General features: G+C 59.4%; 12 protein-coding genes. 4 read left to right on the forward strand and 8 right to left on the reverse strand.

Annotation, left to right across the window (positions count from 1 at the left end):
* Positions 1–4: 4 nt before the first annotated feature.
* The gene (gene purD, locus P0D52_RS03265; RefSeq protein WP_394694014.1) at positions 5–1,285 is read right to left on the reverse strand and encodes a phosphoribosylamine--glycine ligase; all 1,281 of its coding nucleotides are present in this window, start codon (positions 1,283–1,285) and stop codon (positions 5–7) included.
* Between the two features lie 99 nt (positions 1,286–1,384).
* Here purD and xseA point away from each other — a divergent pair, with 99 nt between their 5' ends.
* The 3 genes from xseA to P0D52_RS03280 are packed head-to-tail and all read left to right on the forward strand — an operon-like array spanning position 1,385 to position 4,007.
* Positions 1,385–2,872: an exodeoxyribonuclease VII large subunit gene (xseA, locus tag P0D52_RS03270; protein WP_394694015.1), complete on the forward strand. Its 1,488-nt coding sequence runs from the start codon at positions 1,385–1,387 to the stop codon at positions 2,870–2,872.
* Positions 2,873–2,901: 29 nt separating this feature from the next.
* On the forward strand, positions 2,902–3,129 hold the full coding sequence (locus tag P0D52_RS03275; RefSeq protein ID WP_394694016.1) for a DUF2093 domain-containing protein: 228 nt from the start codon (positions 2,902–2,904) through the stop codon (positions 3,127–3,129).
* Positions 3,126–4,007: a M23 family metallopeptidase gene (locus tag P0D52_RS03280; RefSeq protein ID WP_394694017.1), complete on the forward strand. Its 882-nt coding sequence runs from the start codon at positions 3,126–3,128 to the stop codon at positions 4,005–4,007. The genes P0D52_RS03275 and P0D52_RS03280 overlap by 4 nt, the downstream gene beginning before the upstream one ends.
* Here the strand turns inward: P0D52_RS03280 and P0D52_RS03285 are convergent.
* The 4 genes from P0D52_RS03285 to P0D52_RS03300 all read right to left on the reverse strand — a co-directional run bounded on the left by P0D52_RS03285 (position 3,956) and on the right by P0D52_RS03300 (position 7,931).
* On the reverse strand, positions 3,956–4,900 hold the full coding sequence (locus P0D52_RS03285) for a lysophospholipid acyltransferase family protein (protein ID WP_394694018.1): 945 nt from the start codon (positions 4,898–4,900) through the stop codon (positions 3,956–3,958). The genes P0D52_RS03280 and P0D52_RS03285 overlap by 52 nt on opposite strands.
* 9 nt (positions 4,901–4,909) lie before the next feature.
* Positions 4,910–5,920 carry a tetraacyldisaccharide 4'-kinase gene (lpxK, locus tag P0D52_RS03290; RefSeq protein ID WP_394694019.1) on the reverse strand — a complete coding sequence of 337 codons (1,011 nt, stop codon included), beginning with the start codon at positions 5,918–5,920 and terminating at the stop codon, positions 4,910–4,912.
* On the reverse strand, positions 5,917–7,116 hold the full coding sequence (locus tag P0D52_RS03295; protein ID WP_394694020.1) for a 3-deoxy-D-manno-octulosonic acid transferase: 1,200 nt from the start codon (positions 7,114–7,116) through the stop codon (positions 5,917–5,919). Before P0D52_RS03295 ends, lpxK begins: the two co-directional genes overlap by 4 nt.
* A gap of 65 nt (positions 7,117–7,181) precedes the next feature.
* Positions 7,182–7,931 (reverse strand): lysophospholipid acyltransferase family protein, encoded by a 750-nt coding sequence (locus P0D52_RS03300; RefSeq protein WP_394694021.1) that lies wholly within the window; start codon positions 7,929–7,931, stop codon positions 7,182–7,184.
* 98 nt (positions 7,932–8,029) lie between these two features.
* Between P0D52_RS03300 and P0D52_RS03305 the strand changes: the two genes are divergently transcribed.
* Positions 8,030–8,683 carry a hypothetical protein gene (locus P0D52_RS03305; protein WP_394694022.1) on the forward strand — a complete coding sequence of 218 codons (654 nt, stop codon included), beginning with the start codon at positions 8,030–8,032 and terminating at the stop codon, positions 8,681–8,683.
* On the opposite strand, the gene P0D52_RS03310 is transcribed toward P0D52_RS03305, so the two are convergent.
* From P0D52_RS03310 to P0D52_RS03320, 3 genes are read right to left on the reverse strand one after another with little or no spacing between them, the layout of a single operon-like run.
* Positions 8,684–10,465, reverse strand: a complete 1,782-nt coding sequence (locus P0D52_RS03310) for an ABC transporter ATP-binding protein (RefSeq protein ID WP_394694023.1) — start codon at positions 10,463–10,465, stop codon at positions 8,684–8,686.
* Positions 10,446–10,688, reverse strand: a complete 243-nt coding sequence (locus P0D52_RS03315; protein ID WP_394694024.1) for a DUF4170 domain-containing protein — start codon at positions 10,686–10,688, stop codon at positions 10,446–10,448. The genes P0D52_RS03310 and P0D52_RS03315 overlap by 20 nt, the downstream gene beginning before the upstream one ends.
* A 16-nt stretch (positions 10,689–10,704) precedes the next feature.
* The gene (locus tag P0D52_RS03320) at positions 10,705–12,006 is read right to left on the reverse strand and encodes a TldD/PmbA family protein (protein WP_394694025.1); all 1,302 of its coding nucleotides are present in this window, start codon (positions 12,004–12,006) and stop codon (positions 10,705–10,707) included.
* Positions 12,007–12,008 lie beyond the last annotated feature (2 nt).

A 12,008-nucleotide genomic window follows, 5' to 3' on the forward strand; every position in this document is an offset into this window, starting at 1 on the left:
CAGACTAGCGTGAAGTCTCGAGGGCGCGCCAGCCTATATCGCGGCGGCAGAAACCATCGGGCCAATCAATTGTATCGACAGCCTTGTAAGCGCGTTCAATGGCTTCAGCATAGGTGTTGCCGCTGGCGGTAACGTTCAGCACCCGCCCACCATTGGCGAGGAGTTCGCCATTGGCCCCGCGTTTGGTGCCTGCGTGAAAAACAGTGACCTGATCAAGCGCATCGGCGGCGTCGACATTGCGAATTTCAGTGCCTTTTTCATAGTCGCCGGGATAGCCGTTCGCCGCCATGACGACGGTGACGGCCGCACTGCCATGCCAGGACATGGGCGGCATGAGCGCCAGTTCATTATCGGCGCAGGCTTTCAGATAGGGAACAATATCGCTGAGCAAGCGCGTCATCAGAATCTGGCATTCCGGATCGCCAAAACGGGCATTGAACTCGATCAGTTTCGGTCCGTCTTCGCCAATCATCAGGCCCGCGAACAAAACACCCGAATAGGGCATGCCCTCATTCGCGAGCGTGGTTATCGCGGGGAGGATGATTTCTGTCATGGTCCGTCGCACGAGGGCGTGATCAGCAATCGGCGTAGGGGAATATGCGCCCATCCCGCCGGTATTCGGTCCCTTGTCGCCATCATGGACGCGCTTGTGATCCTGCGCCGCGATCATCGGCATGGCGGTTTTGCCGTCGCAAAGGGCAAAGAATGAGGCTTCCTCGCCTTTGAGGAATTCCTCGATGACGAGCGTCTTGCCAGCGGCGCCGAATTTTCCCGACATCATCTCGTCGATTTCGGCTTCGGCGTCTTCCCGGGTTTCGGGAATGACCACGCCCTTGCCGGCGGCCAGACCATCAGCTTTCAGCACATATGGCGGGGACAGGTCGTCAAGGAAGGCTTTGGCAGAGGCAGGATCGGTGAATTTGCCATAACGGGCGGTCGGAATATTCGCGCGATCGCATAGCTCCTTGGTGAAGGCCTTGGAGGCTTCAACCTGGGCCGCATTGGCGTTGGGGCCAAAGACCGGAATGCCAATGGCGCGCAAGCGGTCGCCCAAGCCTGCAACCAGCGGCGCTTCCGGGCCAATCACGACCAGGTCGATGGACTGCTCGATTGCGAACTCGACCAGCGCAGGCACATCTTCAGCGCCGATATCCACGCACTCGGCTTCCCGTGCGATTCCGGCGTTTCCGGGTGCGCAGAAAAATGCCTTAACCAGTGGGCTTTTACGGATTTTCCAGCACAGGGCGTGTTCCCGGCCCCCGCCGCCTACGACCAGTATTTTCATCGCCGACCTCCTGATGCTCCACGGCTAGCGGATTGGAAAGCTGTTGGCGAGTCTGTCACCGCCATTGCCGCCGCAAAGGCAACCGATTACCAACAGGGAATGGCAGAAACCGAGTCCAATACGCCCGAATTTTCGGTCTCCGAGCTGGCGGGCTCCGTGAAGCGCACCGTCGAGGATGCGTTTGGTCATGTGCGGGTGCGCGGCGAGTTGGGACGGGTGTCGAACCCGCGGTCCGGCCACATCTACCTTGATCTGAAGGACGACAAGGCCGTCATCAACGGCGTTATCTGGAAAGGCATGGCTGCGCGCCTCAATTTCAAGCCCGAAGAAGGGCTGGAGGTAATCTGCGAAGGTAAGCTGACCACCTATCCCGGTCAGTCGAAATACCAGATCATTATCGAGCGCATGGAACCCGCTGGCGCTGGGGCCCTTATGGCTCTTCTGGAAGAGCGCAAGAAGAAGCTGGCCGCTGAAGGGTTATTTGAAACGTCGCGAAAGCGTGCGATTCCCTACCTTCCCAAAGTGATCGGCGTTGTCACGTCACCGACCGGGGCGGTTATTCGCGATATCCTGCATCGCCTGGAAGACCGTTTTCCAAGGCATGTGCTTCTATGGCCGGTTCTGGTGCAGGGCGAAGGCGCAGCCGCACAGATTGCGGCGGCGATTGACGGGTTTAACGCGATAGACGGGCAGGGCGGCATACCCCGTCCTGATGTGCTGATTGTTGCGCGGGGCGGCGGGTCGGTTGAGGACCTCTGGTGTTTCAACGAGGAGATTGTCGTTCGGGCGGCCGCAAACTCAAAAATTCCGCTCATATCGGCGGTCGGGCACGAAACCGACACAACCCTGATTGATTATGCCTCTGATCGCCGCGCCCCGACACCGACCGGCGCTGCCGAAATTGCCGTTCCGGTCCGTTCGGAGCTGATGCAGGACTTGCGCGGGTGGGCTGATCGCCTGTCGCGCGGCCTTACCCGGTTGGTCGATCGACGGAAAACCGAATTTCGCGCCACGACACGGGCATTTCCGACAACGCAGGCATTGCTCGGCCCGATGCGGCAGAGACTGGATCTCGCATCTGCCGGAATCCGCCCTGACGCATTGCGCCGGGACGTTCGGTCAAAAGCCGAAAAGGTTGCCAGCGCAGGTGGACGGTTGACCGCCAGCCTGGCGCGGCAATCCCGCACCGGTCGCGAGCGCCTATCGTCGATCAGCATGCGCCTTGGCCGCGCCAATCCGTTGCGCCGCACCGCACAAAATCGCGACACATCGCGCAAGCTTGGCGAACGGCTGGCTCAGGCGGGCCACCGTGCCCTGCAGCGAAAGGCGCGGGATCTGGCGGCGGTGGCGGGGCGACATGAGCTGCTGGGTCACCAATCTGTTCTCAAGCGGGGATTTGCGCTTGTCCGGGACGCGGACGGTCAATTGGTGCGCTCCGCGGCCCGCCTCAAGAGCGGTCAGGCGGTCTCCATCGAATTGGGCGACGGACGGAAGGATGCTGTTATTGGCGGCCCCACCGGTACGACACGGCCCGCATCTCGCAAGAGCAAACCGGCTGCAGCTGAAAAGCAGGGTCGACTGTTCTAGGCTGAGACAAGCATGCTAGGATGACGGTTATGAAAACACCCTTCAGCAAAGAATTCTCGGGCGAGGCTGTACTGGAATTCGGAGATTCCGACTTCATGATCCTGAAGCCGGGGGCCTTCGTGCGCTGTGCCGTCACGAAAGAAGAAATACCATTGCAGGATTTGCGCTATTGGAGCGCCGAACTGCAGGAAGCCTACCGCGACGGTGCCGCCTCCGCCGAACGCTGGAAGGCGGTAAATGAGGAGCCGGGCCGATGATGATACTTGCCGCCCTGATGGCCTTGCAGGCTCACGCCTCCGATCCGATCGCCGATGTCTTGACGGCTGATTCCGAATTTCCGCTTGCCGGCGACGTTCAGGAATCGTCTGCACCGCCGCTGAATTGTATCGGTGACTTTGTCGAAGGCGCAGCGATCATCTGCCGGGCCGAGGCCGGCACGGTTGTGACGCTGGGAGATCAATCAGCGACGGCCGATGATGAAGGTTGGCTCATTCTTGGTCTCAACCGCGACAGCGATGAAGAGATGACGCTGACCGCCGTATTGCCTTCCGGCGAAATGATCCGGCAGGTGCATCTGATCGACCAGCGGGAATATGACATCCAGCGCGTGGACGGGGTTCCGCCACGCACGGTCAATCCGCCGGAAGAAGCGCTGGTTCTGATCCGCGAGCAGTCGCGTATGAAAGCAGCGGCCTATACGAGCCGTTGGGAAGGTGCCGGATTTGCCGATGGCTTTATTCAACCCGCCGAGGGCGTCATCTCGGGCGTTTACGGGTCACAACGGGTGTATAATGGCGAGCCGCGACGCCCGCATTACGGGCTGGATTTTGCCAATGTTGCGGGGACGCCGGTCTATGCGCCGGCGGATGGTATTGTCACGCTGGCGCATCCGGACATGTATTATGAGGGCGGCCTGATCTTTATTGATCATGGTCAGGGCTTCACCAGCGCCTTCCTGCATCTGGGAGCGGTTCAGGTCGAGGTTGGCGACATCGTTTCGCAAGGTGATCAGATCGGTGAAATCGGTTCAGGTGGACGCGCGACCGGCGCGCATCTCGATTGGCGGATCAAATGGCGAAATCGCTATATCGATCCAGCGCTTGTGCTGGAACTCGACCCGGCATCCTTGCGGTAAATTGCCTTGTCCCACCGCCGATGTACCCAGAACCATTGTTCGGGGGCTTCGAGGATGCGGTTTTCGACCCACTTGTTGATGGCGGTCACGGTTTCCAGCACGGCGGCGGATTTATCGTCCAGCGTTGAATGCGGAATGGGCTCGTAAAAAGTGACGCGAAAGCGCGTGCCGCCCAGCCGTCTTACTCCGATAGGTACGATAGGCGCGCCAAAGCGCATCGCCATTTTCGCGGGACCTGACGCCGTCATCGCCTCGTGCCCGAAAAAGGGCGCGGCAATGCCGTCATTCATTTTCTGATCATTCATCAGGGCGACGGACATGCCCTGCTTCAGATTCATCAGCAATTCCTTAGCACCGACGCCGCCCTTGGCGGTCAGAAGCTTGATCCCGTAGGCGTGCCGCGAGTCGAGAATTCGCTTGTCCACCAGCGGATTATTTGCGTGCCGATAAGTGATGTTGCAGTTGAGATTCAGCTTGGCGATGGCCGCGCCCATCACTTCCCAATTGGCAAAATGGCCAGCCACCAGAACATAGGGCTGCCCGCGTCGCTCCAGGTCGAGCACGATGTCCTCGCCGGCAATCTCGCCGCGCTCATCGTAAACTTCGGGGCGATAGTGCCGCATGTTTGGATTTTCACCGACCAGACGTCCGAAATTGTCCCACATGCGATCCAGTAGACGATCCAGCTCCGGCTTTGACGCGTTGGGAAAACAGCGCTGCATGTTGATGCGCGCAACGCGATGAACGGACGTCATGGGCCCGATCCGGCGCAAGGCGGCACTGCCGAACGCCGATGCGCGCTCAAGCCCCATGGACTGGAAGGTCAGCTGAAAACTGTCCCAGGCCAGAGCTTCCGCCTGCCAGCCGATTCGTTGAAGTATGCCCGCGCTCATATCCGGGGTTTAGCGCCGCGCAGCCGCCGCGTCCAATGCCCGAGCGAGCAAAGCGTTCGCTCTCGCGGGTTCGGCGAATACGGCGCGAACGGGCCAGGCGGTCAGGCCGTCGCGTTCGGCGGCGGGAATACGGACCCAATCCTTTTCGGTGGTGATCAATTGGGCCCCGGTGGACGCGGCCATCAATTTCAACTGGCGCAAATCATTCCGCGAAAAATCATGATGGTCCGGATAGGCTTTTGTGCCGGCCAGTTGTCCGCCTTGCTGGGCCAGCGAATTGAAAAACTTTTCCGGACGCCCAATGCCTGCGAAGGCAAATAGCGGTCCGTCCGGTGGCGGTGCGACAGGTGCCAGCCAGGCTTTCAGGATTGGCAATTCGATATCGGCCAATGCAAGGGCGTCATAATCCGGTTCATAGCCGGATGTCGGCATCATCAGTATGATCGCATCGGCACGCGACAAGCCCTCTGAAACCGGTTCGCGCAGCGGCCCCGCCGGGAAGACGCGATCATTTCCCCAGCCGGCTTCGGCATCAACCACGACAATCGACATATCCTTGTGAAGGTGCGGGTTCTGATGGCCATCATCCATGATGATGGCCTGCGCCCCGTGCAGGACGGCCGCCCTGGCTCCGTCAATACGGTTGCGGCTGATCCAGACCGGGGCCGCCTGTGCCAGGATAAGGGGCTCGTCGCCCACATCCTTTGCCGTATGGCGGGAGAGATCGACGCAGATCGGACCTTTTACCGAACCGCCATAGCCCCGGCTCAGTCCCTGGGCGTTGGTGCCGGCTTCCGCAAGCAATTCAATCAGCGCCCGGGTCACCGGTGTTTTTCCGGTTCCGCCCATGGTCAGATTGCCCACACAAATGACAGCGGCATCGACTTTTGCGGGTTCCGTATTCCGGATTCGCGCCGCCACCTGAGCACCATAGAGCGGCGCCAGCGGCCGCATGAGCAGGGACGTGATCTGATCGATCAGCGTCGCAGGTTCATGATACCAGAAATGCGGCGGCTTCATTGTCGGTCTTCGTGCAGGAGCGAATGGATGGCGACCAGCGTTTCGTCCATTGCATTGCCTGTCAATTCTTCGAGAGCGCGATGAGCATTTTCAAGCAGGTCTTCAGTTGGCAATTGGAGCGTGTTGACGATGTCGTCCGGCGTTTCAACGACTGCCACACCGTTATGGGCCCGGTAAGCCGCGAAGACGTCCTCAAAACTCGCCGTGTACGGCCCGGTCATGATCGGGCATCCGGCCTGCGTTGCTTCAATGGGGTTATGGCCCCCAATACCGTCTCTCAAACTGCCACCAATAAAGGCCTGATCAGCGAGCGCATACCAATAGGCCATTTCCCCCAATGTATCTGCCAGCCAGACCTGCACGCCCGCAGCCGGCGTCTCGTCGCGGGAGCGGCGGGCAAAGGTCAGTTCTGCTGCCGCTATCTGATGCGCAATGCCATCACCTCTTTCCGGATGTCTGGGCGCAAGGATCAGGAGCGCACCCGGACGGGCTTGCAGATATTTCCGGTGAGCATCGAGCAGAATGCCTTCCTCGCCGTCATGGGTACTTGCGGCGAGCCAGACCGGACGCTCCCCGATCGCCGTTCGGATGATTGCGAGCGGGCCGTCATCGGCTGATGGCGCAGCAATCTGGAGCTTCAGATTACCCAGTCGTGGAACATTATGCCCGGTGAGGTCGCTCAAGCCCTTTGCGGTGCGGTCGTCTGCCGCTCCGATCCAGCTGAATGCCGAGAGCAGATGTCGGGCGGCCTGCGGCCGCTTACGCCAGTTTGCGAGCGATTTTTCATTCATGCGGGCATTCACGAGCGCAGCTGGAAAGCCGCGCTTTTGTATTTCCAGGAGCAGGTTCGGCCAGAGCTCGGATTCAACGAAGACCGCGGCGTCCGGTTTCCAGTGGTCCAGAAACCGCTTTACCGGGGCCAGCCGGTCTATCGGTATGTATTGATGCCGGGCGCGTTCCGGCAGCTTCTCGCTCATCAGCTTCGCGGACGTTGTGGTGCCCGTGGTCACCAGAAATTCCAGGTCAGCGGTATCAGACAGGCGCTGGACCAGTTCCAGAAGGATCAGGGATTCGCCGACGCTGGCGCCATGAAGCCAGAGCAGTTTTCCTTGCGGACGCGGGGCTGCCGGATATCCGAATCGTTCACGAATTCGGGCGGGATCTTCCTTTCCGCGCCGCGCCCGGCGATCCAGCACCCACCCGGATAGAGGAGATGCCAGCCACACGAGCGTTCGATAGAACTGTAATGAGACGGGGAGGCTCACGTGCTTCGTGCCGCCCTGCGCGCGGGCCGGGGGTCGGCCGGTTCAATCACTGGACCTCCGACCGCTTCGTCGGCCTCCCGGCTGGCGTCATTCAGGCGGCGTTCCAGCTCCAGCCGCAGGATTTCCATCGCCTCGTCATCAGCGTCCGCCGGAACATGGATCGGCTCTTTCCAGATCACCACGCCTTTGCCGAACGGAAAGGGCAGCATGAAGCGGTCCCAGGAATTGAAAATTTTCTTGTGCGTCACCGACAGCGAGAAAATCATGATGGGCCTGCCGGTAATCCTGGCGAGTTGAATCGCGCCCATGCTGGCGCGTTGGCGCGGCCCGCGTGGCCCATCCACAGTCAGGCCCATACAGGCCTTGTTCTCGATCGCCCGTTGCATGTCGCGAAAGGCAGTCATGCCGCCTTTCTGCTTTGTCTTGCGGGAGTTCTGAGAGGAGCCCCGCACAACATCCACGTCTATATTGCGGGCAAAGCGGGCAATGAAATCGCCTTCACGTGAGCGGGAGATCAGCATGGTCGGCTTTTGCGGCGCTTTTCTGTCCCATCCCATGAAGCTCAGGCTCAGCCGGGAATGCCACATGGCTGAGATCAGTCCTTCGCCGGACTCTGTGCACGCGTCCAGATGCTCCATGCCGCGCCGGTCCCAGCTTTTTGTGGCGGCGCAAAACTGCATGTATTTCGCGAGAATCCACGAAATCACCTGCTGGAATGCGGCGGAGGATGTGAGCGATCGCAACATTGGCGTCTTTGCTTGCTTTGATTGGCGCGGGCGTCAAGCGTTCGTCACGGTTGCCGCCCGCTGCGCGGCCCCGTAAATGAATGTTTATGAGCTACGATTTGACGAATCCTGAAGATCGCAAACGCGCCTGGAACCATTACCTCTGGCAGGACCATGGCGTTCTGCGTCTGCGCTTTCACAATATGCACCCTGTGGGCAGCAAGGGAATGTGGCGAGCCAATCAGCCATCACCCAACCGGCTTGAATGGCTCAAGGAGCAGGGCTTCAAGACCATTCTGAATCTGCGCGGCACCCAGCCCGGACGCTCCTATTATGATCTGGAGCATGAAACCTGTGATCGGCTTGGACTGGCGATCCACGATCTGCCTTGGGGATCGCGCGAAGCGCCCTATGTCGAGCGGATCGAACATCTGATCGAGGTTTTCAATTCAATCGAATATCCGGCCATGATGCATTGCAAATCCGGTGCGGATCGCGCCGGCATCGTGGCTGTAATGTACATGCTGCTGCATGAAAAAGCCCCGTTCGAGGAGGCGATTGATCACCTTTCTTTCAAATACTTGCATGTGAAGCAGGGCAAGACGGGGATGCTGGATTACTTCTTTGAGCAATATCGTCTGGCCAATGCGGCAGAGCCCATTGATTTTCTCGAATGGGTGCGTACCAAATATGACCGGCAAGCCGTGCATGATGGCTTTATGGCCAGCTGGTGGGGCAGTTTCCTGACGGAAAAAATCCTGCGGCGGGAATAATCAGTTGGCGAACTGAAGCTTGCAAAGTCGGGCATAGATGCCGCCCTGGGCGATCAATTCGTCGTGCCTGCCCGTTTCAGCAATTTTCCCGTTATCCATGACATAGATGCGATCCGCCTCGCGGACCGTCGCCAGGCGGTGTGCAATGACAATCGTCGTGCGGCCTTCGGACAGTCTTTTCAAAGCTGCCTGAACCCGCGCTTCGGCTTCGGCATCCAGCGCACTCGTGGCCTCATCAAGGAGCAGGATCGGAGCGTCGGCGAGGATGGCCCGCGCAATGGCAATACGCTGACGCTGGCCACCCGAAAGCTGACTGCCGCGTGGACCGACCGATGCGTCATAGCCATCCGGCATTTCCATAATGAAGTCATGGGCGTCCGCGGCTTTTGCGGCGGCTTCGATGTCGTCCCGGCTGGCATCCATCCGGCCGAAGGCGATGTTGGCCGCGATGGTGTCGTTGAAGAGGACAACGTCTTGACTGACGAGGGCAACCGCTTCGCGCACAGACTTGATCGTTGCTCTGCGAATGTCCTGATTGTCGATCAGGACCGCGCCTTTGGCTGGGTCATACAGGCGCGGAATCAGGTTCAGGAGCGTTGTTTTTCCCGATCCGGATGCGCCGACGATTGCCGTCGTCTTGCCAGCGTCGGCAATGATATCGACGCTGGACAAGGCTGTCGCGTCATCGCCATAGGCAAAGCTGACATTGTCAAACTCCACCCGTCCGCGCGTGACGTCCAGAGGTTTGGCATTATGGCGTTCGACCACGTCATCGGTTTCGTCTGTCACATCATAGATACGTTGCAGGACGGCGACGCCTTCCTGAATCGCCGCGCCGAGCGTTCCGACAGCGCGCACTGCCGGCGCCATGATGCCGATAGCGGCAATGAATCCGGTGAAATCAGCGATAGATGCGGCACCTTGTGAAATCCGCCATCCCGCGAATGCCAGAACGCCCCCGAATGCCGCGCCGCCGACGACTTCAAGGATCGGATCGACGCGTGCTTTTGATGAGGCCAGCGACAGGGCGAGGCGAAAACGCTTCAAGAAAGCATTTTGGGACCGGTCGATTTCATGATCTTCCAACCCGTAGGTTTTCACCATTCGCGCGCCCGAAAAACTCTCATCAAGAAAGCTTGTAACTTCCCCCATTTGTGCCTGCGCTTCGCCAGAAGTTTTCCTTAGCATATTGCCAATGCGAATAACTGGCAGAGCCGCGAGCGGATAAACGACAAGGATCAGCAGGGCCAACATCCAGTCGAAGACGAACATGGCTATCACTGCACCCAAAATGGTCAGCGTATCGCGCAACAGGTTATTGGCAGCTCGGACCAGCAGGTCTCGCAAAATCGTAATGTCATTTGTGAAGCGGGACACGATGGAGCCGACGGGCTCGGCAATAATGCGGGCATAATCGGCGCGGATCAGGCGAATGAACAAGGCTTCCTGCAAGTCTTGCATGACCCGAAGGGCCAGCCGATTGGTCTGGACCGTTTGCAAGTAAAGTGACACGCCGCGAATTGCGGTAATCAGTATGATGACCAGAGGTGCTAGCCAGACAACACGCGTATCCTGGCGCTCCAGCATTCCGACGGCCCAACGGATCATAAAGGCATAACTGGACGCAGCAGCGGCCGTTGTAGCCGAGAGTATCACGGCAATCACGACCAGCCGCCATCGCGGCGCAATCCGGTCGCGCCAGAATCGCTTGATCAGGGCATTGCCCGACGCAGGTGCCGCTTCGGGCGATGAGGGATCGGGGCTAGTGATCGTGCCCGTCATTTCGGGGGTCCAGCAAGCGGTGCGCGTGGATAATGAAATACCGCATATGCGCGTTGTCGACAGTACGTTGCGCTGCCGATTTCCAGGCACGGCGCGCATCCTCGTAGTTTGCGAAAGCGCCGACGAAATCGACCTGTGACAGGTCCTTGAACTGGTTTGCGTCCGGTCCGAGATCAGTCAGCTCACCACCGATCACCAGATGGAGGAGTTGCTCGTCGCTCATAAGCCTGCCTTTCGGTTCAAGCGCCGCCGACGGACAGATTGTCCACCAGAAGGCTGGGTGCGTTGGTCGAAGACCAGAATTTCAGATCATTGGCGGGAATGAGCCGCGCAAAAATGTCCTTCAGATTGCCAGCGACGGTGATTTCGCTGACCGGGTGGGCAATTTCGCCGGAAAGAATTGCGAAGCCGGAAACGCCCACAGACCAGTCGCCGGTATTGGGATTCTGGGACGGGCTGAACATCTCTGTGATCAGCAGCCCATCGGAGATATCCGCAATAATTTCTTCGCGGGATTGTTCGCCGGGCTCGATATGCAGGTTGGTCGAGGACACGCCTGGGGAACCACCGAGCGACCGCGTCGCATAGCCATTCGGTTCAAGGCCCAGTTGTCGTGCCGACGGCGAATTCAAAAGCCAGGTCGTCAGCATGCCGTTTTCGATAATCTTGCGCCGAATGTTGGCCAGTCCCTCGCCATCGACGGGCCGTGAGCCCAGCCCCCAGGGACGATGCGGGTCATCAATAATATTGATGTGCTCGCCAAACACTTGCTGGCCCATCTGGTCTCTCAAAAAAGAAACGCCGCGGGCAATGGAGGGGCCGGAGATCGCGCCTTCCAATGACCCGAGAAATCGCGCTGAAACGCGCCGATCAAAAATCACCGGGCGATTTCCCGATGACATCTGGGTTGCGCCCAGGCGGCTCACTGTGCGTTCGCCCGCCTCCTTGCCGATTTCTGCGCAATCGCGAAGGTCCGCAACGCGCCGCGCGCTGGTCATGGAATAATCGCGTTCCATCCCGCTATCGCTTGCGGCAATAACACTGACGCCATAACCACTGTTGGAACGGCGGGCCGTATGGCTCACGCCATTGCTGGAGACTGAAGCGGAGGCGGTCTCGCCCGTGCTGGCAAAGGCCGTTTCTGTCATCGTGATTCCGGAGACGTCTCGCGCGGCTGTTTCAACCGTCTGAGCCAGCCGTGACAAATCTTCGCTGGTCCAGTGCGGGGTCTCATAGAGCGCCAGTTCGGGAACGTCCGGGGCCAGATAATCGGCCTCGACTAGCCCACAATATGGATCTTCGGGGGCGAGCTTTGCCATGGCAATGGCCCGCTCGACGGCCAGCGATACGCCGTCTTCCGAGAGATCCGAAAAACTGACGCCGGCTTGCCGCTTTCCAAAGAAAACCCGCAGACCTGCATCCTTGCTTTCGGACCCTTCGACAGCTTCCAGCTTCCCGTCGCGCACCGCGACTTCGGTCGCTCGCGATTGGGTCACGGCCGCTTCAGCGGCGTCTGCACCCAGCTTTCGGGCGCGTTTCATCA

This window comes from Hyphobacterium sp. (assembly GCF_043584775.1).
Classification (GTDB): Bacteria; Pseudomonadota; Alphaproteobacteria; order Caulobacterales; family Maricaulaceae; genus Hyphobacterium.

Coding starts and splice junctions, on each gene's coding strand:
- purD (WP_394694014.1), bottom strand. CDS start 1,285: ATGAAAATACTGGTCGTAGGCGGCGGGGGCCGGGAACACGCCCTGTGC.
- xseA (WP_394694015.1), top strand. CDS start 1,385: ATGGCAGAAACCGAGTCCAATACGCCCGAATTTTCGGTCTCCGAGCTG.
- P0D52_RS03275 (WP_394694016.1), top strand. CDS start 2,902: ATGAAAACACCCTTCAGCAAAGAATTCTCGGGCGAGGCTGTACTGGAA.
- P0D52_RS03280 (WP_394694017.1), top strand. CDS start 3,126: ATGATGATACTTGCCGCCCTGATGGCCTTGCAGGCTCACGCCTCCGAT.
- P0D52_RS03285 (WP_394694018.1), bottom strand. CDS start 4,900: ATGAGCGCGGGCATACTTCAACGAATCGGCTGGCAGGCGGAAGCTCTG.
- lpxK (WP_394694019.1), bottom strand. CDS start 5,920: ATGAAGCCGCCGCATTTCTGGTATCATGAACCTGCGACGCTGATCGAT.
- P0D52_RS03300 (WP_394694021.1), bottom strand. CDS start 7,931: ATGTTGCGATCGCTCACATCCTCCGCCGCATTCCAGCAGGTGATTTCG.
- P0D52_RS03310 (WP_394694023.1), bottom strand. CDS start 10,465: ATGACGGGCACGATCACTAGCCCCGATCCCTCATCGCCCGAAGCGGCA.
- P0D52_RS03315 (WP_394694024.1), bottom strand. CDS start 10,688: ATGAGCGACGAGCAACTCCTCCATCTGGTGATCGGTGGTGAGCTGACT.
- P0D52_RS03320 (WP_394694025.1), bottom strand. CDS start 12,006: ATGAAACGCGCCCGAAAGCTGGGTGCAGACGCCGCTGAAGCGGCCGTG.